Source organism: Anaplasma centrale str. Israel, assembly GCF_000024505.1.
In the GTDB taxonomy this organism is placed as follows: Bacteria; Pseudomonadota; Alphaproteobacteria; order Rickettsiales; family Anaplasmataceae; genus Anaplasma; species Anaplasma centrale.
On sequence record NC_013532.1, the window covers coordinates 650,510 to 676,739 of the forward strand.

Annotated in this window: 18 protein-coding genes and 2 tRNA genes; 10 read left to right on the forward strand and 10 right to left on the reverse strand. The window is 48.5% G+C overall.

Annotated features, from left to right (window positions below):
- The first annotated feature begins 80 nt into the window (after positions 1–80).
- The 3 genes from ACIS_RS02800 (at position 81) to ACIS_RS05470 (ending at position 2,918) form a co-directional block, all read left to right on the forward strand.
- Positions 81–518: an invasion associated locus B family protein gene (locus ACIS_RS02800; protein WP_238523234.1), complete on the forward strand. Its 438-nt coding sequence runs from the start codon at positions 81–83 to the stop codon at positions 516–518.
- Positions 519–521: 3 nt separating this feature from the next.
- Complete coding sequence (locus ACIS_RS02805) at positions 522–1,505, forward strand: hypothetical protein (RefSeq protein ID WP_012880707.1); 984 nt, start codon at positions 522–524, stop codon at positions 1,503–1,505.
- Positions 1,506–1,634: 129 nt separating this feature from the next.
- A complete protein-coding gene (locus tag ACIS_RS05470) occupies positions 1,635–2,918 on the forward strand; it encodes a hypothetical protein (protein ID WP_187286236.1) in 1,284 nt (427 codons plus the stop codon).
- Between the two features lie 1,739 nt (positions 2,919–4,657).
- Here the strand turns inward: ACIS_RS05470 and ACIS_RS02820 are convergent.
- Positions 4,658–4,728: transfer RNA gene (locus ACIS_RS02820), tRNA-Thr, on the reverse strand.
- A 22-nt stretch (positions 4,729–4,750) separates the two neighbouring features.
- Here ACIS_RS02820 and ACIS_RS05480 point away from each other — a divergent pair.
- From ACIS_RS05480 to ACIS_RS05110, 3 genes are all read left to right on the forward strand, one after another.
- Positions 4,751–4,888, forward strand: coding sequence for a hypothetical protein (locus tag ACIS_RS05480; RefSeq protein WP_187286261.1), 138 nt, complete (start codon positions 4,751–4,753; stop codon positions 4,886–4,888).
- Entirely contained in the window at positions 4,866–5,669 is an 804-nt protein-coding gene (gene mutM / locus ACIS_RS02825) for a bifunctional DNA-formamidopyrimidine glycosylase/DNA-(apurinic or apyrimidinic site) lyase (RefSeq protein ID WP_012880709.1), read from the forward strand. The genes ACIS_RS05480 and mutM overlap by 23 nt, the downstream gene beginning before the upstream one ends.
- A gap of 581 nt (positions 5,670–6,250) precedes the next feature.
- The gene (locus tag ACIS_RS05110; protein WP_238523235.1) at positions 6,251–7,849 is read left to right on the forward strand and encodes a hypothetical protein; all 1,599 of its coding nucleotides are present in this window, start codon (positions 6,251–6,253) and stop codon (positions 7,847–7,849) included.
- A gap of 16 nt (positions 7,850–7,865) precedes the next feature.
- On the opposite strand, the gene ACIS_RS05570 is transcribed toward ACIS_RS05110, so the two are convergent.
- The 4 genes from ACIS_RS05570 to ACIS_RS02855 all read right to left on the reverse strand — a co-directional run bounded on the left by ACIS_RS05570 (position 7,866) and on the right by ACIS_RS02855 (position 15,759).
- Entirely contained in the window at positions 7,866–10,613 is a 2,748-nt protein-coding gene (locus ACIS_RS05570) for a hypothetical protein (RefSeq protein WP_238523236.1), read from the reverse strand.
- Positions 10,614–11,130: 517 nt separating this feature from the next.
- On the reverse strand, positions 11,131–13,182 hold the full coding sequence (locus ACIS_RS05125) for a hypothetical protein (RefSeq protein ID WP_012880712.1): 2,052 nt from the start codon (positions 13,180–13,182) through the stop codon (positions 11,131–11,133).
- Positions 13,183–13,624: 442 nt separating this feature from the next.
- On the reverse strand, positions 13,625–14,677 hold the full coding sequence (locus ACIS_RS02850; RefSeq protein ID WP_238523238.1) for a hypothetical protein: 1,053 nt from the start codon (positions 14,675–14,677) through the stop codon (positions 13,625–13,627).
- 476 nt (positions 14,678–15,153) lie between these two features.
- Positions 15,154–15,759, reverse strand: a complete 606-nt coding sequence (locus tag ACIS_RS02855; protein WP_010264647.1) for an RlmE family RNA methyltransferase — start codon at positions 15,757–15,759, stop codon at positions 15,154–15,156.
- Between the two features lie 288 nt (positions 15,760–16,047).
- On the opposite strand from ACIS_RS02855, the gene ACIS_RS02860 reads away from it, so the two are divergent.
- Both ACIS_RS02860 and ACIS_RS02865 read left to right on the forward strand, forming a co-directional pair.
- Positions 16,048–16,121 (forward strand) — tRNA-Pro (locus ACIS_RS02860).
- 624 nt (positions 16,122–16,745) lie between these two features.
- Positions 16,746–18,284: a hypothetical protein gene (locus tag ACIS_RS02865; protein ID WP_081440559.1), complete on the forward strand. Its 1,539-nt coding sequence runs from the start codon at positions 16,746–16,748 to the stop codon at positions 18,282–18,284.
- Between the two features lie 2 nt (positions 18,285–18,286).
- Here the strand turns inward: ACIS_RS02865 and mgtE are convergent, their stop codons facing one another.
- Positions 18,287–19,633 carry a magnesium transporter gene (mgtE, locus tag ACIS_RS02870; protein ID WP_012880715.1) on the reverse strand — a complete coding sequence of 449 codons (1,347 nt, stop codon included), beginning with the start codon at positions 19,631–19,633 and terminating at the stop codon, positions 18,287–18,289.
- 217 nt (positions 19,634–19,850) lie between these two features.
- Between mgtE and ACIS_RS05635 the strand changes: the two genes are divergently transcribed.
- Positions 19,851–19,973 carry a hypothetical protein gene (locus ACIS_RS05635; RefSeq protein ID WP_274376772.1) on the forward strand — a complete coding sequence of 41 codons (123 nt, stop codon included), beginning with the start codon at positions 19,851–19,853 and terminating at the stop codon, positions 19,971–19,973.
- A 157-nt stretch (positions 19,974–20,130) separates the two neighbouring features.
- On the opposite strand, the gene ACIS_RS02875 is transcribed toward ACIS_RS05635, so the two are convergent.
- Complete coding sequence (locus tag ACIS_RS02875) at positions 20,131–21,981, reverse strand: hypothetical protein (protein ID WP_012880717.1); 1,851 nt, start codon at positions 21,979–21,981, stop codon at positions 20,131–20,133.
- Between the two features lie 437 nt (positions 21,982–22,418).
- Complete coding sequence (locus ACIS_RS02880) at positions 22,419–22,985, reverse strand: hypothetical protein (RefSeq protein ID WP_238523240.1); 567 nt, start codon at positions 22,983–22,985, stop codon at positions 22,419–22,421.
- A gap of 454 nt (positions 22,986–23,439) precedes the next feature.
- Here ACIS_RS02880 and ACIS_RS02885 point away from each other — a divergent pair, with 454 nt between their 5' ends.
- On the forward strand, positions 23,440–24,984 hold the full coding sequence (locus tag ACIS_RS02885) for a YifB family Mg chelatase-like AAA ATPase (protein WP_012880719.1): 1,545 nt from the start codon (positions 23,440–23,442) through the stop codon (positions 24,982–24,984).
- A 46-nt stretch (positions 24,985–25,030) separates the two neighbouring features.
- Here ACIS_RS02885 and dnaQ read toward each other — a convergent pair whose 3' ends face one another.
- Together dnaQ and nuoE are read right to left on the reverse strand one after the other, a co-directional pair.
- Positions 25,031–25,729, reverse strand: a complete 699-nt coding sequence (gene dnaQ / locus ACIS_RS02890; protein WP_012880720.1) for a DNA polymerase III subunit epsilon — start codon at positions 25,727–25,729, stop codon at positions 25,031–25,033.
- The gene (nuoE, locus tag ACIS_RS02895) at positions 25,719–26,228 is read right to left on the reverse strand and encodes an NADH-quinone oxidoreductase subunit NuoE (RefSeq protein WP_011114366.1); all 510 of its coding nucleotides are present in this window, start codon (positions 26,226–26,228) and stop codon (positions 25,719–25,721) included. Before nuoE ends, dnaQ begins: the two co-directional genes overlap by 11 nt.
- Positions 26,229–26,230 lie beyond the last annotated feature (2 nt).

Consider the following 26,230-nt stretch of genomic DNA (forward strand, 5'->3'; position numbering starts at 1 on the left):
TTTTGGCATATTGTAGTATCCTCTGCTGTCTGCCTTTCTATGGATGGTCCTCTAACGCTCTGCTTGCGGGGGTGGGGAATGTGTATTTGGTTGAAAAAAACCGGGACTGGAGCATATATACCGCGGTTCAAGAGGGCCAGAGGTTTTGCTACCTTCTGTCGTTTCCTATAAAGCATGGTGACGGTGAAACCCGTGGTGATGCGGCGGTAATGGTCACAAGGGTGAGCGATGTTTTTGACGAGGTTAGCATCACGTTTGGCATCAAATACGGTAGCAAGCCCGTGGCACTTACTGTTGATCAAAAGAAGTCTTACTCGATGTCTATAATTGATGACCAGGTGGCATGGGCTGAGAATGCTGATATCGATTCTGCATTGATAGACGCGTTTAAGCGTGGCTTGAGCATGTCAGCTGTGGGGTACGCCGAGGATGGTAGGAAGATAGAAAGTGTATACTCTCTCAGGGGGTTTAGTAAGTCCTATGAGAGGATGAAAAAAGTCTGTAGTGGGGAAGGCTAGGGGGTGTTGGGTTTTATTATCGTAACCCTGGCTAGTATTGCTATTGGGGTAAAAATCGAAAAAATATTTGGTGGATATGAGAAGCGGGAGCTGGGTGCTGTTGAAGTAGACGCGGAGTCTTCATCAGAAAAAGCTGAGGAGAAACCTTTGCCTAGTAGTTCCAGTGGTGTAGAGATCGCTCGTACTGCTGACGCCGGTGCAGCTGCTATTAAGGAGGGCGTGAAATCAGTTTTAGATACCAAGTCGTTAGCTGCAGATGTGCTGAAAAAGCTGCGGAGTGAAGGGGTGTGTATTCCTATCAGTCGAAGCTCTGATGTACTGGCCGAAAAGGCTGTTGATGCTATAGCTGAAGTAGCGGCGGAAAAGTTGCGCGAGACAATTGAGGTTGTGAGGCAAGTCCAAGACGGCAGCATGAGTGAGGCACAGATGCGGTCAGAGCATCCCAAGACGGCGAGACTCTTGGATGGCGTGAAGACCTCTCTAGCCCGGCGCGGCCTTAGTGGGGGCAGTACGCTGTCGGATACTGTTAATGCCGTGTTGAGCGGTGGTTCGAATGGGCAATCCGTAGCGGGTCCGGCTAGATCCTCTATAGCGCCGATTACTGGCACACAATCTTGTGATATAGAGAATGCCGGAACGTGTGCTGCGGCTGCAGGGGAGCGACTTCAAGCTAGTGATGCGGGCCTTGTCTCAGGTGCGCGTCAGGTGCAGGTATCACTGCAATCCCATGTCGGAAGTCATGTGGGTGTATCTGCAGGACCTTCCGGGGACTCCCAAAGTGGCGGGGTTGTAGAAAGTTCTGTGCCATCGTCTCCAGTGGGGGGTGTCACGGGCTCTACCGCATCTGGCTTGTTGCGGGGAGGCGTCGTCCCTACAGGCGTGGTGACGGACTTATGTTGGACCTCATTTGATGGTGCAGCCGCTCAATCTCACTTTGATGTAGCAAACTCCACCTTCGGGGGGGGGGGGAAGACTGCCCTCCGGTGACTAACGCAATCGCGCTAGGCTACTGTGGAACCGCGTGGTGCCATAGCAGTACTCTCCATAAGGTTGCTGAAGCCGTTACCCTGGGTGCAGTTGAGGGTGTGTTGCACCTAAGAGTTGTTGAAGGTACTGGTGCTGCTTAGTGAGGGAATTGCCAGTGCAGGTGGTGTAGCTTGTGCATGTAAGGAGGGTGCCAAGGGTGGTGTTGCAGCTGCCGTTACTATAACTGCAGGTGCAGCAGCACTAGCATTCATTCCTTATGCACTGATGGCATGTTCAGTGGTAACAGGATTTTCTATAAGAGATTTAGTTAGATCTTGTAAGCAAGTTAAACAAGTAAAGGAAGAAGGATTAGTTACTGTTCAATCATTACAACCTGTTCTTACTCCTGTAACTCCTAATCCTAAGATGTCAGAGGTTGGTAAGAGAGTAGGTTATGGTATAGCTCAGGCTGTAACGGGAGAGGCAGTAGGCAAGATTGCAGGGGCTGCAACTCAAGCTGCTGTAGGTAATGGCGTGTTGGCTGGAGCCTCAGCTTATGCAAGTACAGTTGCTGCCGCCATAAAGGCTGTAATCAAGATTGGGACTGGTGTTGGTGGAAAGGCAGCTGGTAAGGCAGCTGGTTTGGCCGCTAATGCGGCTCTAGCTGAGGCTATGGCCGGTAGTGCCGGTACTGGTGCAGGTTGGGCTGCTTTAGAGGCTGGTGGAAAGGTTGGTGCAAGTTGGGCTGTAGGTGGTACTGGTGCAGGTTGGGCTGCTGCTGAGGCTGGTAAGGCTGTTGGTGGAGCTGCAGCTGGTGTATATGCTAGTGCTGCAGGTTGTGCTGCTGAGGCTGGTGTATATGCTGCTAAGGGTGCAAACTGGGCTGCTGCTGGCATCACGGCCGAGGGTTGGGCTGGTATTGGTGTAAGTGCTGAGGCTGGTGCCACATGCTGTGCTAAGGCTGGTTGGGGTGTTGTATGTGCTGAGGGTGCTGCTGGTATAGAGGTTGTTGCTGAAGTTGCTGCTAAGGGTGTCGCTGGGGGTACTTTTAGCGGGACTGTTGCTAAGGTTGGTGCTGAGGCTGGTGTTGGTGCAGGGGGGGTTGCTGGTGTTAAGGCTGTTGGTGTTCAGGGAACTATTACTACTGGTCTTGGTGGCACTGGCATCACCGCCAATGTTGCAGCTGTAGGTGGAAAGGTTGGTAATGGTAAGACCGTAGCGGCAGCTGCCGTTACTATAACTGCAGGTGCAGCAGCACTAGCATTCATTCCTTATGCACTGATGGCATTTTCTATATTGATCAATGTCTGTACAATCATTCAAACCATCGCTGATCTATATTCTGCTAAGGTTCCTGTCACTGATAAATGCTTCTCTTCTGTTATAGATAACTGTATCCTCCCACCCCAACCACACAGCCCTGTCCATGGCTAGGGTGCTATTGAGGGTGTGTAGGGAGGCGAACCTCTTATTAGAGGGAAATTGTGCAGTATTTTGATTCCTGGTGGCGCTGTAGTTAAATCAGTTTGGAGTACTGCTGAATATGGGTATGCTGCTTATGGTATGTAGTGTTATAGCAGCACTGTGTGTTGCAGGGACTCTTGCTTCAAATCCAGTAGGTATTGCAGCTGTAGCATTGGCTGGTGTGGTAGCTGCAGTATATTCAGTGGTAACAGGATTTTCTATAAGAGATTTAGTTAGATCTTGTAAGCAAGTTAAACAAGTAAAGGAAGAAGGATTAGTTACTGTTCAATCATTACAACCTGTTCTTACTCCTGTAACTCCTAATGTGTCAGAGGTTGGAAGTACTACTGGGAAGGTTGTTGGTGGTGTGGCTACAGATGATGGAACTGCAAAAGTGGTTGGCGGTGGAATAATGTCCATAGTTGCAGGATGTGTGCTTGCATGTGGAGTATTCCTTACAAGAGCCTTCCTGGGCATAAAGTCTGTCGTAGGGTACGCAGTGGGAAAAGCAGTGGGTGAGGCAGTTGCTAAGGCTGGTGCTGCAGGTTGGGCTGTTAATGCGGGTGCTGCGACAACTGCTGCCGAAGCCGCAGGTTGGGCTGCAGAGGCAGCTGTTGCCAGTGCTACTTTCGGTGGTGCTGGTGTAGGGGTTGCTGGAACTGCAGGTGCCACAGCTGGTGCCGCCAGTGTAACTGTTGCAAAAGCCGCAACTGCAGGAACCGGTGCTTATGCCACTATTGTTGCTGGTATAGAGATTGGCATAAAGGGTGCTGTTGAGGTTGGTGCAGTTGGTACTGCTATAGGCGTTGCTCAGGGTGGTGAGGCCCTAGTAGGCGTTGCTGTGGATGCTGGAAGTACCACTGCTAAGGCCGTGAGTGCGGCTTATGGTGTTGTGGAAGCTGCTAAGGGTTGCTGTTGTGGGACTACTGTTACCAAGGTTGTTGCTGCTACAGAGGTTGCTAAGGCTGGGGCCATTGCTGAGGGGACTGCCAGTGCAGGTGGTATCACTGCCAATTGGGCGATTGCAGCAGGTACGGGTGGTGGTGCTGGGACTACTGCAGGTGTGGGTGTGGACGCTGGTGCAGGGACTGCCGGAGCTTGGGGTGTTGTTGGTACCAAGAGTGATCTTTATTCCGCTGCAGCCGTTACTATAACCGCAGGTGCAGCAGCACTAGCATTCATTCCTTATGCACTGATGGCATTTTCTATATTGGTCTCAGTATGTACAATCATTCAAACCATCGCTGATCTATATTCTGCTAAGGTTCCTGTAACTTCTAAATGCTTCTCTTCTGTTATAGATAACTATAAGGATACTAAAGACTATAAAGGTGGTCCTGATCTCTTAAATCATGATGAGATAGAAGACTATAAGCAGGAGAAAAAAGCAGGGATGAGGATGCTAAAATGGCTTACTCCTCCTCTTGCTGCTAGTCCAAAGTATAGATTGCTCATGGCTCTGGCTTGTATTGCCATAACTATCTGTGTTGCATTCTTGCTGCCACTAACTGCATGGACCATTGCTGCCATTGCTCCTCCGCTAGTCTCTTGTTTATTCTATGGGTATGCTGCTTATGCGTGTAAACGTAGGGGACGGAAGTCAGTAATCCCTGATACCTCTCCTTGTATAGAGACTACTGCAGAACCTCTTGGGCAGGGTGTACGAAATACTACCCGAGGAGGGCAAAAACTGGTAATTAACTACGGGGTGCCGTTACCAAGAATCGAACTTGAGGCTCGTCCTTACCAAGGACGCGTTTTGCCACTAAACTATAACGGCGGAAACGGGATTGTAGTTTTTTGTGATGGGTAAGTCAAAGATAAACGTTAGTAGCGAAGACAGAAAAAAGAAGTTGTCGGAGCTCTTAAAAAAGAACATTGCACGCCGCAAGAAGAAAAAGTCTCTCGGCTCTGAAGATGCCAGAACTGCCAGAAGCTGAGGTCATTTCTAGGTTCTTTGCCGACAAGGCCGTTGGTAGGCGTGTGGAGGATGTCACAGTACATAGGCGTGATTTGCGCGCCCGGATAGCAGATGATTTTGAGAGCGCCGTTAAGGGCAGAGAAATTAGATCCGTAGACAGAATCGCACGATACTTAGTGTTTGAGTTAAGCGATGGTGCCAGAGTTATATTTCACCTGGGCATGAGTGGCAGGATGATCCACACCAAGCCCCACGTACTGGGCAAACACGATCATGTTGTAATGTTGCTGGATGACGAATTTAACATAGTGTTCAACGATCCGCGCAGATTTGGGTCCGTGCTGTTGGTCGACTTTCAGGCATATGCGAATATCGCGTCAAGGATCGGGCCAGATCCGCTCTCTGCCGAGTTTAGTGCCACGTACTTGATGAGGCAAAGCAAAGCGTGCGTGAAGAGTACGCTGATGAATAACTCTATAGTTGCTGGAATAGGCAATATATACGCGTCGGAGATTTTGTTCAGAGCTGGGGTGTCTCCTATGCGGGCCATGGACGATGTCTCCTATGAGGAATGCGAACAGATAGTGCGGGAAACCAAGGCCACACTGCGGCTTGCCATAGATGCTGGCGGGTCAACCATCAAGGACTATACGATTCCTACCGGTGCCGTAGGAGGGTTCCAGAAACATTTTATGGTTTACCAAAGGGCAGGGAAACCCTGTAACATTTGTGGGGAACGCATACTCTCAGAGAGGCTCAGCGGGAGAACCACGTTTTTTTGTGCATTGTGCCAGAAGTAACCCAATTCTGTCTGGAGCGTTGAACCTCCAGAAGGTTATTGCAGTATTCTCCATAGGGGTTGTTGTAGTGATCATCTCATACTGAAACACAATCATTCAAACCATAGCTGATCTATATTGGTCAATGTCTGTACCATCATTCAAACCATCGCTGATCTGTATTCTGCTAGGGTTCCAATCACTGCTAAATGCTCTGTTATAGATAACTACCCACCACACAGCCCTGCCCCTCATTGCTAGAGTGCTGTTGAGGGTGTGTTGCACCTCCCGAAGATCATGTAGTATTCATAAGGTTGAGCCAAGCCCGTATATTCTTCCTCCTGTCCCTCATGGCTAGGGTGCTATTGAGGATGTGTGCTACTATCACATTTACTGAAGCCCAGTTATACAGGAGGTGTGCTGACCTCTGTGCCACCATTCAAACCATTGCCGATCTTATATCCTCCTCCCACACACAGCCCTGTCCCCCATGGCTAGAGTGCTGTTGAGGGTGTGTAGGGATGCGAACCTCTTAGGGAAATTGTGCAGTATTTTGATTCCTGGTGGCGCTGTGGTTAAATCGGTCTGGAGTACTGCTGAATATGGGTATGCTGCTTATGGTATGTAGTGCCATAGCAGCACTGTGTGTTGTGAGTCTTGCTTCAAATCCAGTAGGTATTGCAGCTGTAGCATTGGCTGGTGTGGTAGCTGCAGTATATTCAGTGGTAACAGGATTTTCTATAAGAGATTTAGTTAGATCTTGTAAGCAAGTTAAACAAGTAAAGGAAGAAGGATTAGTTACTGTTCAATCATTACAACCTGTTCTTACTCCTGTAACTCCTAATATATCAGAGGTTGGTAAAAGGGTAGGTTATGGTATAACAGCTGCAGGTACTGCAGCTGCTGCTGGTGCAGGTGGTTATTTTGCAACGCAAGCTGTAGGTAATGGTGTGTTGGCTGGAGCCTCAGCTTATGCAAGTACAGTTGCTGCCGCCATAAAGGCTGCTGTTGCCAATGTGGTTGGGACTGGTACTGCAGTGGGAAAGGCAGTTGGGACTGCCTGGGGTGTTGGTGCAGGTGTGGTTACCGCTAGTGCCACTGTAAAAACTGCTGGTACTGCTGTAGGTAATGCTGCGCTGATTGCCGGTAAAACCGCCGCTGAAGCTGCTGTGGATGCTGTTGCTAAGATTGGTGTGGGTGCTAGTGCTGCCACAGCTGGTGAGGCGGCCGCTAAGGCTTTTGGTGCTGCTACAGGTGCCGAGGCTGTTGCCAAGGCTGCTGGTGCCACTAGTTGGGTTGCTGTTGGTGGGAAGGTTGCTGTTGGTGCTGGGAGTGGTGCTGATGTTGCTAAGGCTGTTGCTTATGGTGTGTCTGGGGAGGTTGCTAAGGAGGTTGGTTTAGGTAATGGTGTTCAGGGTTTGGCTGCTTGGACTTCTGCTGGTGTTGCTAAGGTTGGTGCTGAGGCTGGTGGTATCACTGTTGAGGCAAGTGGCGTTTATGCTGGTGTTGGTAGTGTGAGTGCTAAGGGTGTTGTATATGCTGAAGGTACTGTTGCAGTGTCTGGGACTGTAAGCGCTAAAGCCAGTGTATTGGGAGGTTGTGGTATAACTGCTAAGGCTGGCTTTGGTGCTGGGACTGCAAGTGCGGCTGCTGAGGGTGAGGTTACGGGTGGTGGTACTTGGGCTGCAGCCGTCACTATAACCGCAGGTGCAGCAGCACTAGCATTCATTCCTTATGCACTGATGGCATTTTCTATATTGGTCTCAGTATGTACAATCATTCAAACCATCGCTGATCTATATTCTGCTAAGGTTCCTGTAACTTCTAAATGCTTCTCTTCTGTTATAGATAACTATAAGGATACTAAAGACTATAAAGGTGGTCCTGATCTCTTAAATCATGATGAGATAGAAGACTATAAGCAGGAGAAGAAGGCAGGGATGAGAATGCTAAAATGGCTTACTCCTCCTCTTGCTGCTAGTCCAAAGTATAGATTGCTCATGGCTCTGGCTTGTATTGCCATAACTATCTGTGTTGCACTCTTGCTGCCACTAACTGCATGGACCATTGCTGCCATTGCTCCTCCGCTAGTCTCTTGTTTATTCTATGGGTATGCTGCTTATGATGTCTCTAAACGTAGGGGAAGGAAGTCAGCATCGCGCTACCACATGATGAGAAGTGATCTGCTCATCACGTGGTAACTGCGTCTGCACCACTCTATGTAATATGGTTTTGAGAGACAAGGGATGCTGAGGTTAACTGTGCAGTTGCCATTGCAGACTGGGGTTGTTGGCATGCCGGTATGGAGGTTGCCGTGGGTGCTTCCGGGTTGCACGAAGCCGGCGCAATCTCAGATTGCAGTAACCCCACTTGTGTTGCAGGCAGGGCTTCACGGAGATGTTGGGGCTGCATTCCCACATTCGTCGCTGGTTGCATCAACAATTCCGGGGGTGTGCCCATGCAATGCTCAACTTTAACGCCTTCGTCGTTATGTGAGCGACACAGAACGATTCCCATACAACCACTGGAGAACATCATCCAGGTTACAAAAACTTCGGGAGGGGCGTAGAGACCAAGAAACACTGACACAACAACCGTGGCAAGACAAAGGAGTTCCGGTATGTTTCCAGAAAAGACCAGCCGTAGCAGCTGGCGAAATGATCTCTTTGCTGAGGTTTGTATAATTTTGTGCCTCTGCCGTTCTGAGAGCTCCAAAGGTTTGTATTGCGCACCAAAAGCTCTGTCAAACTCATCTTCGAGCTTGCGTTCCACTCCACTTTCTCTATCATCAGCTTGAAATCTGTCCAAAAATAGGCCTGCATGCTCGTCGATTGAAGTCTTGAGCGCGGACTCATAATACGTGAGCGAATGTTTCACACCAGATCCCTGACCGGTATTTCCATTATAGCCGGCATATGCCGTGTGAGGAGAACCGCATATTCTTAGTAAGAGCCTGCTCAACTCTGTAGATGTGGCACTTGGGCCGTGTAAAAAGTTTATGAGGTACGCAGCAGACTCTGTAAGTTGTCTGTTGCGCAAAAAGCCCCGTATGTGCAGCACTCTTGGTAGGAAGGACTCATATATCACCTGCCCCGCACGATTATCGAGTTGCTTTAAATGCCCAATACGCTGAAGCTGCCTTAAGATATCAGATTGTGCAGCTGCTGCAAATTGGCCAGTAATCATGGTTTCACAGAGTTCGTTAAGCTCTAGCAGAAACTCATTCCACTTTAACGGACCCACTGAGGACCTGAAGCTCCAGAAGAGCCACTGCAACTCCGAGAGGAGTATGTCCGGCTGCTGCGCCGCACGTGAAGCCCCTTCCTCGTCAAAAAAGACATGAGAGGTTCGTATTCTGTCTTCTCCTACATTCAGCAACCGTAGCCCGTCTTTATCCAGAATTATATCCGATCCATCAACGCTGCAGCCCGGATAAAATATGAATACGGCAGCGGCGATTTTCTCCAAATTTTCTTGATTATAGCGCTCACTGACCGTCAGCGGAGGTATTGTTCCCCTTAAAGCTGTTACTACATCACCAACGAGTGCATCTTTAAAGTCTTGGCTTTCCATGATAAGCCGGGCATTATCCACACTTATTGCATAGACCAAGTCTTCCTTACTAGTAGCATTGTACAGTCTTGCTGCTATGCTTGAAAGTATAGAAGAAAAGCCTAACAGTGGTATAAGGTGTTGAACTGCATTACTACCAACTTTCCTAAGTGTGCTGCTGCTGGATGGATTAGTTGGGCAAGTGTTTACACACTGATATACTATAATGCTGCTCAGTAAAGCGTTGTAGTGTTCAGCCATATACGCTGCAGCTTTCTGTGCTGTGCTAAGTAGCAAAGAATTAGCCTTACATGCATTGCTAGCGACAAGGTGCTTCATGTACTGGTAGAAACCCCTATAATCCTTGGCATGCAATACGTCATGAATATTGGTATGCCCGTCTTCTAGGTACTCCAGTATTGTAAGTATTGTGGCATCCACCTCCTCTTCCTTGGGGGAGGAACGTCTGAGCGATTCAAGGTGTACTAAATATGAAAATATAAATCTCAAAGCCGTATTTGTAACACTCTTGGCTGCTGTACTCGATGGGCTCACAGGAGTGTAGCGCGTAGATAGCAAATCTTGAAATATTTGGGCGTTAAGCGGCATTCTTGACGCTACATCCACGCCATACGTATAGCTGCTCACTGATACGGCCACAGCATCACGATTGACGGTTATTAGTCTTAGGCTGCGCATGTCGTCAACCACAACCCTACCCCGTTGAAAGTCCACGGAGCGCGTAAATTTACATACTTTACGGGTTACCTTTGGCTCCAAAACACCTGGCACATAACTATCTCCCATGAGCCTTGAAAGCAATGAGTTACAAAGCAGTGAATAAACGCTACCGGCACTAATGCTAAAATCTGAACATCTTTGTATATTCTCGGACAGCACTATCGCGAGCTTATAGGGGTTGCCAAATGGTTCAGTGTCCAACAGCCTTTCACTATAATCTCTTTGCATAGCCACACGAACTCCCTCAGGGGTTGCTTGTGGCACTGACGCGGAGCCTGAGGAGCCACCACTACTTTGAAGTTGTGCCCCAACTGCACCTTGCGTCACTTTTGGTAAGCCAGATAACGCAGGATTAGCCACCTTGGAACTTTGACCAACCTGCTCTGAAGATAACGCAGGACTTTTTGAAAGCTTACCACTTTGTTCCTGAGAAGGCTTAGAATCTTTCAAAGTATCTGGCGCTTGTCTACCGCATTGCTCTGAAGATGCAACAGAACCTGAGGAGCTACCACTACTTTGAAGTTGTTCCCCAGCTGTGCTTGGTGCCACTTTTGGCGAGCCAGATACCGCAGGATTTGCAGCCACCCTGGAACTTTGGCCAGCCTGCTCTGAAGACGATGCAGGGCTCTTTGAAACATCCGAACGCCTACTTCGCGTTACAATAGCCTTCACAATTTTTGCCCCAGCGGGTTTGGGCGCTGTTACAAGAGGTTTTTGCTCCACTGGTGCCTTGGGACGTCGCAGTTCGCACAATCTTGCACCGCGTGTCTCAATATTTTCTACATTACGAGATTGTGTGCTAGCGATCGACGTTACGGAAGATTTTGCAGGGCTTACGGATGATCTGCGCCTCGAGTCACTATATGGTGATTGCGCGCGTCGGCCCTCAGCTGTTCTGGCAATATCGCCGTGCGAGAATCTCCGATGTATCCTACTGGGATCAAGCCTGCCGTTTCCACCCTGTGATACTTGATTCTTAGCAGACTCAGGAGCGTCATTTCTTGGCGATCGTGTATTGTGCATACTATTTAAAAGTTTTAAAAATTTATCTGCAGATCTTAACATTCCTTAAAATAATATGCACATTAATTTAACCTACAAAAAATCATAATGGCATGAGCGCGGATGTTCCTTGCTATCCTAAAATGAAAAAATTCTTAAAAATTTAAACTATAACCATCCTCAACATTTACCAATACACCGCATATACATTTGTGGAAGTTGTGCCCCCATCAGAAGTTACAGCAGAATAAAGATCACTGGCAGCAGCAAGGAAATCACTTTGAGAAGCAAGAGCATGCAAGGAAGAATTTAAGGTAGACTTACCACACTTTGATGAGGGGTTTTGCTCTGGGGCAGCCTTGGCAGCAGTGCCTGTAGTGCTTGCAACCTTCCCACCAGTTCCCCCAAAAGTAGCTTTAGCAACCTTCTCTGTGGTCTTAGCAGCCTTGGCAACCTTCTCTGGAGCAGTCTTAGCAGTACAACTACCATCAGTCTTGGCAACAGGTTCCCATCCCTGATCGGTATTTTGCTTTAACCCTTGCTCCTCCGTAGTTCCAACACCCTTGGAATGAAGATCACCAGAAACAACCTCTACACTGCTGCAGGTTGGAACAGGTTCCCAGTCTTGTGTATTATGAACCAATGCAGTAACTGTAGGATCGGCACATACCTCCTGCTCAGGGGTTGAAGGGGGACTTTGCTCCAGAGGTTCTGCAGTAGTCTCTATACAAGGAGAGGTATCAGGGATTACTGACTTCCGTCCCCTACGTTTACACGCATAAGCAGCATACCCATAGAATAAACAAGAGACTAGCGGAGGAGCAATGGCAGCAATGGTCCATGCAGTTAGTGGCAGCAAGAGTGCAACACAGATAGTTATGGCAATACAAGCCAGAGCCATGAGCAATCTATACTTTGGACTAGCAGCAAGAGGAGGAGTAAGCCATTTTAGCATTCTCATGCCTGCTTTTTTCTCCTGCTTATAGTCTTCTATCTCATCATGATTTAAGAGATCAGGACCACCTTTATAGTCTTTAGTATCCTTATAGTTATCTATAACAGAAGAGAAGCATTTATCAGTGACAGGAACCTTAGCAGAATATAGATCAGCGATGGTTTGAATGATTGTACAGACATTGATCAATATAGAAAATGCCATCAGTGCATAAGGAATGAATGCTAGTGCTGCTGCACCTGCAGTTATAGTAACGGCAGCTGCGGCAGCTTTAGCACCACCAGCCTTGGCAGCTGCTACTTGTACGTTAGCGGTGATGCCAGTGCCACCAAGACCAGTAGTAATAGTTCCCTCAACAGCAGCAGCTCCCGTACTACCAACCTTAACACCAGCAACAACCCCGCTAAAGCCGGCCTCCACACCGGCATTGGCATATACAGCGGCACCCGCACCAACCTCAACAGCACCCGTACCAATCTCTATACCAACCTCAGCTGCAGCACCCTTAGCAACACCTGCAGTAGCAGCCCAACTTGCGGCTTCAGCAGCAGCAACATTAGCAGCACTCTTGGCACTAGCAGCAACCCAACTAGTGGCACCAGTACCGGCAACGGTCCAATTACCGGCTTCCGCAGCAGCCCTAGCACCGCCAGCAGCGACCTCAGCAGCAACAGCCTTAACACCAGTTCCAAGACCGCTACCAGCCACAGTCTCCAAAGCACCTGTCACCGCCAAAGCAGCACCCGTACCAGTCCCACTACCAGCTGCAGTTATACCCACAGCCTGGGCCAGAGCGGCCTCTGCAGCCAAACCAGCTGCCTTACCAGCAACCTTTCCACCAACACCTGCAACACCAACGGACTTGATTACAGCCTTTATGGCGGCAGCAACTGTACTTGCATAAGCTGAGGCTCCAGCCAACACACCATTACCTACAGCTTGCGTTGCAAAATAACCACCTGCACCAGCAGCAGCTGCAGTACCTGCAGCTGTTATACCATAACCTACTCTCTTACCAACCTCTGACATCTTAGGATTAGGAGTTACAGGAGTAAGAACAGGTTGTAATGATTGAACAGTAACTAATCCTTCTTCCTTTACTTGTTTAACTTGCTTACAAGATCTAACTAAATCTCTTATAGAAAATCCTGTCACCACTGAATATACTGCAGCTACCACACCAGCCAATGCTACAGCTGCAATACCTACTGGATTTGAAGCAAGACTCACAACACACAGTGCTGCTATGGCACTACATACCATAAGCAGCATACCCATATTCATGAGCACCCCAGATACATCCTCAACAGCACTCTAGCCATGGGGGACAGATGGGCTTGGCTCAGCCTCATATACTACAGGACTTTCTGGAGGAGTTGTGTGGTTGGAGTGTGAACGTTCAGAGCAAAATTCTATTCCTGCTGCTGTAAACCCATTTAGCGGCTTGCGTTGCCGCGGCACTTAGGCTTTTGTGGCAAGGAGGCCTTCGAATGCAAGCCAGGTGATATTTCTCTCTGACTTGGTCCTAAATACACAATAGGGTGCCGGTGCTGTGGCTGATATCGCCAGTTGATAAAAATGGCTTTTATAGCCGTACCAAACATACTTTCCGCGTTGTGCAGATCTAGAAGCAGTCCCGGCTGCGCGACGCATCACATTCCACAGTGATTTCACCAATGAGATCCACGTTGCGGTAACGGCCTCCAGTATGTGTTCTAATGGCTTGCTAGACGGTGCAGCGGCCATGTCCCCCCCCCCCGGCAAGGGTTGGGTCTACCACATTTGTGGAAGGTTGTGTGCTACCTTCTCCTGTGTTGATTGTCTCCGCATTAGCATTCTTCGCGGGTGGCTGGGCGTCGTCATCGGATACATCCTCAATCGTGACGACGGGTGCGCCGCTACATGAAGCTTTGGTTGGGTCTACCACACTTGTGGAAGGTTGTGTGCTACCTTCTCCTGTGTTGATTGTCTCCGCATTAGCATTCTTCGCGGGTGGCTGGGCGTCGTCATCGGATACATCCTCAATCGTGACGACGGGTGCGCCGCTACATGAAGCTTTCGCCCCTGCCTCGCTCGCCTTCTCGACATCCTCAACAACAACTTTTGGAGTTGCAGCGTTGGTTGTAGGAGCTGTGTCAGCGGACTGACCTTCAGCAATAGCTCGTTGCTCCACACCGGAAATCCCAGACGCATTGCTTAATACGGTATTCACGACATCTTGTACGCTACTACCTAAAGCCAGGCCCCGTTGCCTGAAACTTTCTGATAAGCTATTTATGGCACTCGCTGTTCGAGGATGCTGTTCCTCTAGCTCCGCTTTGGTCATCTTACCGGTGTGGACCTTCGCTAAGAGATCCAGCGATGCATTTAGACGCTTTGCCACCTCTTCGACCATAGCTTCAACTGCAGCTTCTGTCAGCGCTGTAGCATCTGAGGTCCTTGGTATGCTAATGCCGTTGTCTCGCAGCCTGTTCATGACTGCGTCGGCAATGCCCTCGGTATCAATAATTTTCTCGTAGTGCCGGGGCACCTGCTTACGTTGTCGATGTTCTTGTAATGCAAGTTCCTGCCCCTCTACCGCTTTTTCCTTTGCTGCGCTGGCTTCGGCGCTTTTCTCTTCGCCCCGCCGTTCCTCCGCTTCTGACTCTTTATGTCTTACTTTATCATCGTGCTTATCGCCCGCATCTAAAGCAACAAACATCTGCTCCAGTAGCGCTCCAGCAGAAGCGCTACTAACTGTAGCTATAACTATAGCTATAAATGTTCCTAGTGCACCCATCCCAAGCTCCCCAATATACTTTTCGGAATAACAGCGCTGCGTGTGGGGGGGGGGGGGATCTTTACGCCAACAAGGCACACAGAGTGCCACAACTTAGTGAAAAGTATACCAGACCCACTGCACGCACATGCGCGCGACACTATACTATAATAAATGCGATATTCACGCAAACTGTGGGTTGAAAAGTGTGGCAGATGTTCTGATGCAAGGCCGATTTTATAACAACAATACGTTGTGGACCGGTATGTTAATGTAACTCTGCCTTGCAAGGGTAACTACGCGTGCACCTTGGTTGTTCGTGCCAGGGGAGGGGGGAGGTTGTTCGCATTTGTCGCAGTCATCACTGCTGCTGTGTGGTGTGGCGCAACTTGCTTATATATGTTCATCCGTGAGGCCGGCCCCCACTTCTTAATATGTACGGCGTTGTCGATCTGTGCCACATGTTCCATTACAGCCTTTGGCGTGGTAGTTGGCCTTTAACACTCGGATGGTGCATCCTCAGAGTTGCCATAAGGATGCTCTGGGTTTTTGAATTTCGTGCCCACCAGGTAAATTTCGGAGGATTCGCTCCTGCTGGATTTTGGCTTAAAATACGTTACTGACGCAAAATAGTACTGCAGCGACCTGCGAAATTCTTGCTCATATTCCCCTTGCAGGATTTTGGTCACAAAGCTTCCACCTGAGCGTAAAAACTCCACTGCCAGATCTAGAGCCATTTCGCACAGATTGATGATATTCGCATGATCCACCTGCCGATGCCCGCAGGATTTTGGAGCCATGTCTGACAGCACAACATCGAACTTCCTATCCTGCAGCGCCGCACGCAGCAGCTCTGGTGAATGTTCTACATCACACTGCACAAAGTCAACATTGGGAATTCGCTCCATGGGAGCCATATCTACGGCAACTACATGTGCCTTGCCACCTTCTGCAACCCGTTCAGCTGCAACCTGAGCCCAGCCTCCGGGGCATGAACCAAGGTCCAACACATACCTACCCCGCTGCAAGAGCTTAAATTTGCAGTCGATATCTATGAGCTTATACGCCGAGCGAGACCTATATCCGTGCTTTTTCGCCAACATAACGTACGGGTCGTTAATTTGCCTGCGTATCCAGCTTGTGGAAGAAATTTTCCGACCCTTTGCAGTTTTAACGTTAACTATGTCAATAACCTTGGGCTAACAAACACTGTGTACTAGATATGATAAGGAATTTACACGTTGCGGTGAAGAAATATATCGCACTTTACGCTGGTGAAGTGTTCATCCCGACGGATATGTCCTAACCAACGCGAGCGTTGCAATATCTACATCCCCGTTATTGGGCATATTGACACCAACTGCAATATATTATACCCTAACCGGATCTCTCGGGGTGTGGCGCAGCCTGGTAGCGCACTTGGTTTGGGGCCAAGGGGTCGGGAGTTCGAATCTCTCCACCCCGACGCTGTTGTTGTAGTAACCGGTGGTGCAGCAGCACTAGCATTCATTCCTTATGCACTGATGGCATTCTCAGAGGTTGTGCAGTATTTCTATGGTACGAAACTGTTGACGTAGAAGATTATAAGGACTGAATCCAGATTTTGCAGTACGGTTCCGTCTGAAGGTTCTGCTAATGGCGAAATCTTTAATCTGTGCAGCATCGTATTTTTTAGCGACTTAGGTCATGTAATCCTGAAAATTGGTGAGCTGTGATGGTATTGCTGCCAATGGTAAGACCGTAGCGGCTAGGATGCCCGCGATAAGAGGTGCTAAATTTCAATGGGTGTGCAGGCGCTGTGTGCTACTCAATCGTTGCATACACCTGGATTCCAGCATGTTACACGTTAGTAATAAGTTGTTATGCTGTGCCGTTGTACACTAGAGACGGGGGGATAGGTCTTCATTAATTTCACAGCCTAGCATTCGGGACCAAGGGGTGGTTATAACCACCCCTTGGTCCCAGAAACCAGAACCACAAGCAATCCCAACACTTGATGCAAATAAAAAAATTAAGCCTTAGCAGACAAAAAACACGCGCACATCGTGTTGCAGCAGCAAACACTGCACATGCAGTATCTGGAGTGCTCATGAATATGGGTATGCTGCTTATGGTATGTAGTGCCATAGCAGCACTGTGTGTTGCAGGGACTCTTGCTTCAAATCCAGTAGGTATTGCAGCTGTAGCATTGGCTGGTGTGGTAGCTGCAGTATATTCAGTGGTAACAGGATTTTCTATAAGAGATTTAGTTAGATCTTGTAAGCAAGTTAAACAAGTAAAGGAAGAAGGATTAGTTACTGTTCAATCATTACAACCTGTTCTTACTCCTGTAACTCCTAATCCTAAGATGTCAGAGGTTGGTAAGAGAGTAGGTTATGGTATAACAGCTGCAGGTACTGCAGCTGCTGCTGGTGCAGGTGGTTATTTTGCAACGCAAGCTGCTGTAGGTTATGGTATAACAGCTGCAGGTACTGCAGCTGCCACTGGTGCTGGTGGTAACGGCTTGGTTGCTAGTATATGGCGCTTCCTTGAAGAGGTTGTAGGTACTCTCCTCGGAGTTAGTGGTACGGGTGCTGCGGCTACTGCTGGTACAGTTGCCGCTTGTGCTTGCGCATTCCTCCCATATGCACTGATGGCATTTTCTATATTGGTCTCAGTATGTTCAGTAATTCAGAGCATTGCTGATCTATATTCTGCTAAGGTTCCTGTAACTTCTAAATGCTTCTCTTCTGTTATAGATAACTATAAGGATACTAAAGACTATAAAGGTGGTCCTGATCTCTTAAATCATGATGAGATAGAAGACTATAAGCAGGAGAAAAAAGCAGGGATGAGGATGCTAAAATGGCTTACTCCTCCTCTTGCTGCTAGTCCAACGTGTAGAATACTCACTGCTGCAGCTGGGGTTGTGATGGTTATTGCTGCAGCATTTTTGTGCAGTCCCTTGCCATGCACTTGCACTATTGCAATAGTTGCTCCTCTAGTCTCTTGTTTATTCTATGGGTATGCCGCTTATGCGTGTAAACGTAGGGGACGGAAGTCAGTAATCCCTGATACCTCTCCTTGTATAGAGACTACTGCAGAACCTCTGGAGCAAAGTCCCCCTTCAACCCCTGAGCAGGAGGTATGTGCCGATCCTACAGTTACTGCATTGGTTCATAATACACAAGACTGGGAACCTGTTCCAACCTGCAGCAGTGTAGAGGTTGTTTCTGGTGATCTTCATTCCAAGGGTGTTGGAACTACGGAGGAGCAAGGGTTAAAGCAAAATACCGATCAGGGATGGGAACCTGTTGCCAAGACTGATGGTAGTTGTACTGCTAAGACTGCTCCAGAGAAGGTTGCCAAGGCTGCTAAGACCACAGAGAAGGTTGCTAAAGCTACTTTTGGGGGAACTGGTGGGAAGGTTGCAAGCACTACAGGCACTGCTGCCAAGGCTGCCCCAGAGCAAAACCCCTCATCAAAGTGTGGTAAGTCTACCTTAAATTCTTCCTTGCATGCTCTTGCTTCTCAAAGTGATTTCCTTGCTGCTGCCAGTGATCTTTATTCTGCTGTAACTTCTGATGGGGGCTGGGAACCTGTTCCTGCTGCACCCACTTTGAGCGCTAAGACTGCTAGGGCTAGATAGTTTTACATCAAGAAGATCGTTGCCAATCCAAGAAATATCAGAAATGCCATTATATCACTGGCTGCGCACACGATTATCGAGGATGAAACTGCTGGATCTGCTCCGAAAAAGTGTAGGAGCATAGGGACTGCTGCCCCAGAGAAGGTTGCTATGGAAAATGTTGTTATCATAGATGCTACAAAGAGCAACTCTATCGATGTGTTGTCAAAGCGTATGATGATGGCTATGGAAGCTATCGCTGCCAGAATTGCTCCATTTATGAAGCCCACACACAGCTCCTTGAATAACAACCTGCGCGAATTCCTGTAAGTCAACTGCTTAGTAGCTAGGGCACGTATAGTTACCGCGAGGGCCTGGAGGCCGCTGTTGCCACTCATTGATGCTATCATCGGCATAATAATGGACAAGGCAATAAAACTCCTAATGGTTTCACTGAACCATCCTATTACTATGGAACTTGCGGATGAAGTGAGTAGATTTACCAGTAGCCAGGGGAGCCGTTTTACCACTGTTCTGAAGGTTGGTGAAGTGACATCGCCGTCCGATACCATACCCATATGCAAGACATCCTCTTCTGCTTCCTGGTGCATTACGTTAATTATGTCGTAGACCAGAATGGAGCCCATTATGCGGCCGTCTTTGTTGACTACTGGGGCAGACAGTAAGGAATATTGCCGGAATATTTCGGAGACTTCCTCTTGCTTGGCTCCCGGCCTGATGATTTTAATATCTGTGTTCATCAACTGCCTTACCATGCTGTTCCTGTTGGCACGTATAATGTCGTCCAAGGCTAGTATTCCTACGGGTTGTAGGTGGGGGTTGATCACAAAAATCTCATGAAACTTCTTGTTTGGTCTTGCGTGGTTACATAAAAAGTCGACCAACTGCTCCACACTCCAGTATTCAGGAACAACGGTTATGTCTTTGTGGATAAGCCTACCGGCGCTCTTTTCCGGATATGAAAGCAGCTCTCTTATTAGTGTGGCGTGTGCCTCTGGCATATGAGTTGTAATGGCGGTCTGATACTCTTCGTCTAAATCTTCGATGATTTCAACAATATCTCCGCTGTCTAACCCACCTACCAAGAGCGCAACCTTCTCCGTTCCAAGGGCCCTTATCACTTCCTTACGCAGCCCCGGTACAAGATGTAGTAAGGTTTCAGGTATCAGATCGTCCCTGATATGCAAGAGCAGCTCCCTGCGATGGTTGGGTGCCGACGTCAACAGGAAATAGGCGAGCTGTACCCCATCAAGCCGATCTATGATCTCCTTAATGTCTGAGGACCTTCCCTCCTCTACCGCGTTTATGAGAAAGTCGCTAGTTTGTTTATCCAGCAGATGGTACGACATAGCCCGCGCGACAACTTCGTTGATAGATAAGAAACAACGCTGCGTACTCCTAGCACATTTTTGCGGTCTTGTATATCTTGAAATTGTAACTCAGGTCATGGCGTAATCATGGACTGGTGTTGGAGCCAAAGGTAACCCGTAAAGTATGTAAATTTACGCGCTCCGTGGACTTTCAACGGGGTAGGGTTGTGGTTGACGACATGCGCAGGGGTTACCAATGTTGGTAGTATTACCGCCAGTGGTGCTGGTTGGGCCGCTAAGGGTGCTGTTGCTTATGGTGGAGCTGCAGGAACTGCTAAGGTTGGTGCTGAGGCTGGTGTATATGCTAGTGCTGCTGTAGGAACTGCAGGTGCCAAATGGTTCAGTGTCCAACAGCCTTTCACTATAATCTCTTTGCATAGCCACACGAACTCCCTCAGGGGTTGCTTGTGGCACTGACGCGGAGCCTGAGGAGCCACTCTATCGATGTGTTGTCAAACCGTATTATACCGGCCTATCTATGCACCGATTGAGTTGTTAATGCTGGCGCTGCATTCTATGGTGACCGGTATTATATAGTCGCTCTTTCCTGCAATTTGCGCGACACCGCTTTCGTGCTCGTCGTCTTGGTGAGCTGCATCCGTCGCTTCGCATTCGTCGCTCTCAGGGTGGCATATAAGCCCAGACTCCCCTTCCGCTGCTGCATGCTCGGCTTCAGTACGCTTTCTCTTACAATATGTAAACCTTGCTGCGGAACCTATGACTATACTCAGAATGAGAAGGCCTATTCCTCCAATGAGGAAACTGTAATGCGTGGGCTCGGTGACGTACAGCGAGTGATAGCATATTGCAGCGATGCCGCCCGCAACTGCCAGCAAGGACGCTACGTAACCTGCATATATAAGTGCAGTGCCAACCGCTCTGGATGCGCTTTTCGCCCTCTTTTCAGATACAGACATTGCCACATCATATCCGCGCTTTTCGATTAGGAACCTGCGGAAATGTTCGTGAGTGTCTGAATACTGTGACTGCTGTAGGAAATCAACCAGGTACTTGTAATCTGGACTCTCTACGAACTTTTGGAGGAACTTAAGGCGCGCATCTACGTCAGCGACCAGCTCCATTGCCATGCCGTAAACATTTGCGTTACCGTCGGGGTTCCTGCACACAGCCTCGTTTATGTAATATGCCACGCTTTCGCGCATCCTGATGTCTCGCATTATCACATTGAAGTGCTTGATGACAAGTGCGATTTCGCTGTAGGACAGCGGGAATTTACACGCTTCCCGCGCGTTGTGGTTTTTGATCATCAGATCCACCAGGCTCCTGCCGGCAGGACTTGCAAGAATTCCCTCGCTTACATTCCCGCAACTTACTGCCTTCATGATGGGGAATGAGAAGCTGCGTGCAAATGCATAAGCCACGCTTCCATCGTCGAGGAGGATCGCCTCAACATTACACGAGGATATCTTCAGATGCATGTTCAGCAGCATGGATATTGCTGCAAGCGTACTTGGGCTAACCTTGGCACGCTGGCGCATTCTCGCTCCGATCACCAGATCCACAAGGCGGTGCCACAAGCTACAACCCGCCACGGCGTCGCGCACCGCATCCACGTCGATTGAGAGCGAAAACTCCTTGCAGGAGTCCTCACTGTTGCTCAGCTTGTGGTGTGCCGCAAGCCTCGCATCGAAGTTGGATAAGAAGCCTAGTAACTGGGCGATCTCGGCTGCATTGTCTATTATGGATTCCTGATCCAGTATATGGGCAAGGGTGCCTAGTTTTTCGGATACTGCATCGCACGCTTTGCTCGAGAACACCTTGTATGCGAAGCATTCCAATTCGGCTGCCGGCGCATCACAAACGGCCTTTAGGAAGGAGTTGCGAAACACTTCGTATATCTTATCCCACCGCACGATGCATCCATCGCCGGCACACTTTCTCATCTGCTTCAAACGTGTAACCGCGGAGTGTAAATTTTCCACAGCTGCAACAATTGCTGAGCAGTTACCAGAGCCCGCACTCAACGAGAACAGCAGATCACTGACGTGTTCTGGCATAAACGTGATAATGGAGAAGGTGTACCTGGTAAGCGACTCAAGCCCCTCGTTACTTTGCACATTCTTGACCACCGTGCTGCGAGCACACATTTCCCGCAACTTCTCGTAGCTGATGGTTTTACCTGCCGCGCTCACGGAGTACAAGTACCTGAAACCCCGAGCCCTTCTTTGCGTCTTCAAGCGGTACCTATGAGCTCGTCCTTGAAGTAGCGCGAACAACATGGCCCTCACTACGGCTTCGTTTACAACACGAAAATCTGCCTCGGGGCCTATTGCCTCATCTGCGATTCTTTTGATAATACTTTTCATATTAGTAGGACAGGTTACTCGCACACGACAGGTATGTGTTCCCGACTGACGCAACGTGACGCTACGACCACTCGGTAAAACACACACACGTTATACTTTAGCATAAAACTGCCTTGTTAGTCAAAGCACAGGTACTATATGTAGTATTTACGTGCAATAAGCCTATCGATGTAGACGGCAAGAATCTTCCATCTCATAGGGCAGATAATGCACGTAGTTGTTGTTTAGACGTATGTTGAATTAATTACAAATATTGTTTCAAAAATTTTTTGACGAGTTACAGTACTCAAAGATTGATCAGTGATGTATTGATTCGCGAAACCGGGAAGAAGCGCACCTTTCCATGGCGGATGATAAAGCCACCCGCGCTTCTACTAGGTAGGTGCGCTGTGTTTCCGTTGTACAGGATTTAGGCTACTGGCGCTAAAGTGCACATTTTACACGGCAAATTCCACGCCCACTACGTATCTTGGAACCCCCTTGTAATCCGCTAGGGAGACACTTATTGGTGATGTGGCCTGCAAGCGTGTAACATACTGCAGTCCGGCATATATACTGGTGATGCTGCCAACCTTGTATGTAAACCCACCCATAAAGCGCAGCGGCATAGTGCCCTGGTCAACCTTTTCTCCGCCAATGCTTGCACCTAGGCTGAACCCCAGATTTTGCACCAAAAGCAGGCCCTTTGTGCCCCATCGTGCTTCTGCATACAAGGATGAGTAGTCTCCTATATGCTTTTTCATTGCTGCAAAGTTGTAGTTATGCACGAGCTGTTTAGAGCGGTATGCATATCCGACCTCAGCTGAGAAATCACCGAGCTTTTTTGTTGTGATCACATACCTTACTCCAGCTAGTGCGCTGTAGTTTTTGACGTTTTGGGTGGCGACATCGCCGTCTTCTTGGGATTGTAAGGGCAGCCTATCCCCCTCATGATACATGCCCAAACGTATGCCCAGGTCTGCTGTTGCTGCCCCCTCAACGGCCTCCATGGCAGATGCAGACATACAAGGCAACGCTATAGTCATGAGCGCAGCACAGTAAAAAAGCCGTACTCGCCCCGTTATGTAAGGTTTCATAGATATACTCTCGAAAAGGTACGCTGTAAAATGTCGGCAATAAGTCTAAACGTTTATCTCTACAAGAAGCTACTAACAATTTTATAAAGTGTAATAATTCAACCAGAGCAGTAAAAATATTTTCATATTTCCGCATTGAAAAAAGCGACACAAAGGTTGAGTAATTTATATGCCACTACAGCTATGTACGCGATAATAGCTATTGTTACAACACATGTCATATACTTTGTGCTGCTGATTTTGCTAATTTACACGAGTGAAAAAGGCAATAAGGGCGTATTGCCGGGCGTACAATATGGCAAAAGTCTTAACATGTTAATATTTTGCTAGTAACTTCAGACACCTTTGCTAAAATTAGTGGGTTTGTTGGGCCTTTACTATAGTGTTTGCAGATGTACACACGGTAGCGTTTGTTGGGGTGTGTACAGTAGACGTTGTAGTGCAGGTGCATGTGGCACCGGGCCTTCCGGCGTTTAATATCGTAGGCATGCCAGATAAAGTTGTTGCGGAATCTCGGGATAGAATACGTGCAGCATTATCCTCGGTAAAAGCCCCTATGCCACCTAAGAGGATTACCGTTAATTTGTCACCAGCGGGGTTTTCTAAAGAGGGGAGCCATTATGACCTGCCAATAGCTTTGGGCATATTGAGCGCTACAGGAGCGCTGAGACAACCTGAAAAGCTTGCTTCATACATTGTTCTCGGTGAACTTGCGCTGGATGGCAGAATCACGCCTGTATCTGGAGTTTTGGCTGCTATGCTGAATGCAAGAAAGCTGCACAAGGGGGTTGTATGCCCACATGGCAATATGACGGAAGCCAAGCTGGTTTGTGATATCCCGGTATTGGGCCCAAAACACCTATCGTCACTGGTAGAATATTTTAATGAAGTTGAGGGCGCAGCAGAGGTATTTGCTCACCCTGATTTACCTGTCTATGAGGAGCCGCATGCTGGTGGCCGTCCTGCCCAGGTTATGCCTGACATGCAAGATGTGCGGGGGCACTCTGTGGCAAAGCGTGCTATGGAGATTGCAGCTGCTGGGGGCCATAACATTTTAATGATAGGTCCGCCTGGGTCTGGTAAATCCATGATGGCCAAGAGGTTAATAGGCATACTTCCAGATTTAGATGCACAAGAGGTGCTAGAAATTAATGTTATTTCTAGCATAATGCATAAGGGTATGCGCCACCTTGTGGCTTCCAGACCATTTCGTGAGCCACACAGCTCCGCCTCACTTGCCTCAATGGTTGGTGGGGGAAGGCAAGCTTTACCTGGGGAAATAACTTTGGCGCATAATGGGGTGTTATTTCTCGATGAACTTCCCGAATTTTCTAAGTCCGTACTGGAATCCCTAAGGCAACCTCTGGAAGATAGGCAAGTAGTTATCTCAAGAGCCAATGCCCACATAACATATCCGGCAAATTTTCAACTTGTAGCTGCGATGAATCCGTGCCGATGCGGATACATTAACGACTCGGGCAGAAAATGTGCCAGGGCACCCAGATGTGGTGCAGAGTACCAAGGGAGAATTTCTGGGCCGATTATGAGTAGGATAGACATTAAAGTGGAAGTAGAAAATGTTAGTATGTTTGCCCAGAAAACTTGTGATAATTCTACAAGCTCTGCGTCGATGAAGGCACGGGTAACTGGGGCCAGGTCTATACAGGCGGCCAGATATGGTGACATGCGGAAGAACAATGCGATGCTAACTGCAGGTGAAGTTGAAAAATTTATAACGCGCAGAATGAGCGATGCGGCAGGTAAACTGTTGGCCAAGGTTCTCGATATCGGGCGCTTGTCAAACAGAGATGCCTCGAAAATCTTAAAGGTTGCCAGGACAATTGCGGACCTGGCAGAGTACGAGGAGGTTGCGGAAAATCACGTGGCAGAGGCTGTAAGCTTTTCTGACTATCACTGCGGAATGTAGTAGAAGGTAGTACAAAGTTGCAGTAGCTGGTGGCGTATGTATGTGGTCAATCACTCGTCTTTAGGTACATATTCCATATAGGGTCTTTCATCTTGCTGATGGACTCCATGTGTAGCTTGTGCTCCAGGTCACTTATTGTAAACGTACGTGGGGCCTGCAATACCGGCTTAGACGCGTTGTTTTCCTTCGTCGATTGATTGAGTTCCCCATCCACAAAACCTAGGGACCTCTGTATCCCGCCGCACAACTCAACGTAAACTCTCGCCAGAAGAGTTGCATCCTTCAACGCTCCATGGAACCTACGGCTACTAGTTGAAATATCAAATCTCTTGCACAGGGCATCCAGGCTTGCTGGCATGCCGGGGAACTTTCTGCGGGCCACCTCGAGCGTGTCCACAACGGGGTTGTACAGCTTCGTCTTGCCTATGCGCTCCATTTCTGTCTCAATAAATTTGAGATCGAACCCGGCATTGTGGATCACTAGCACGCTATCTTGCACAAAATTGAGAAACTGGTCTGCCATCTCGGCAAACTTCGGCATATTTTTTACCATGTCGGTTGTGATGCCGTGAATTTTTGTTGCTGCAATGGGGATATCACGCTCTGGGTTGATGTACTTGTGAAAAACCTGGCCCGTCATTACAAAATCGACCAGCTCCACGCAGCCAATCTCTATTATTCTATCACCCGACGCTGCATCCAGACCTGTGGTTTCAGTGTCTAAAACTATCTCTCTAGTTCTCACTGTGTTTGAGCTTGTGTAGAATCTCTCCCATCTTTTCGGAATCCAAGTCCTCGTAGTAGTCCTCGTTTATTTGCACGACCGGGGCGTTAACGCAAGCCCCGAGGCATTCAACCTCTCTGAGCGTGAAGAGGTTATCTTTTGTGCTCTCATCAACATCAATCTTAAGCGCTTTCTTGCAAGTATTTAATATATCACTTCCCCCGCGCAGCCAGCAGGGAGTTGTGCGACAGACCTGCACTAAGTATTTCCCCACCGGAGCGGTGTTGTACATAGAGTAAAACTCAACAACCTCCCGAACATGAACTGGACGCATGCCCAGAAGATCGGCTATGTAGCCTATGGCTGACTGTGGTATAAACCCCCCAGCTTGGCTTTGCACTAGATGCAAAAGTGGCATCACTGCGCTGGACTTCCGATCGTCCGGATAATGGCTGATATGCTTGCGGGCCTCCTCCAAGTTTTCGGGTGTAAACTCAAATTTCTCCGAACGTTGATCCATAA

Coding starts and splice junctions, on each gene's coding strand:
- ACIS_RS02850 (WP_238523238.1), bottom strand. CDS start 14,677: ATGGGTGCACTAGGAACATTTATAGCTATAGTTATAGCTACAGTTAGT.
- ACIS_RS05125 (WP_012880712.1), bottom strand. CDS start 13,182: ATGAATATGGGTATGCTGCTTATGGTATGTAGTGCCATAGCAGCACTG.
- ACIS_RS02855 (WP_010264647.1), bottom strand. CDS start 15,759: ATGTTGGCGAAAAAGCACGGATATAGGTCTCGCTCGGCGTATAAGCTC.
- ACIS_RS02865 (WP_081440559.1), top strand. CDS start 16,746: ATGAATATGGGTATGCTGCTTATGGTATGTAGTGCCATAGCAGCACTG.
- ACIS_RS02875 (WP_012880717.1), bottom strand. CDS start 21,981: ATGAAAAGTATTATCAAAAGAATCGCAGATGAGGCAATAGGCCCCGAG.
- ACIS_RS02880 (WP_238523240.1), bottom strand. CDS start 22,985: ATGTCTGCATCTGCCATGGAGGCCGTTGAGGGGGCAGCAACAGCAGAC.
- mgtE (WP_012880715.1), bottom strand. CDS start 19,633: ATGTCGTACCATCTGCTGGATAAACAAACTAGCGACTTTCTCATAAAC.
- ACIS_RS05635 (WP_274376772.1), top strand. CDS start 19,851: ATGTTGGTAGTATTACCGCCAGTGGTGCTGGTTGGGCCGCTAAGGGTG.
- ACIS_RS05110 (WP_238523235.1), top strand. CDS start 6,251: ATGGGTATGCTGCTTATGGTATGTAGTGCCATAGCAGCACTGTGTGTT.
- mutM (WP_012880709.1), top strand. CDS start 4,866: ATGCCAGAACTGCCAGAAGCTGAGGTCATTTCTAGGTTCTTTGCCGAC.
- nuoE (WP_011114366.1), bottom strand. CDS start 26,228: ATGGATCAACGTTCGGAGAAATTTGAGTTTACACCCGAAAACTTGGAG.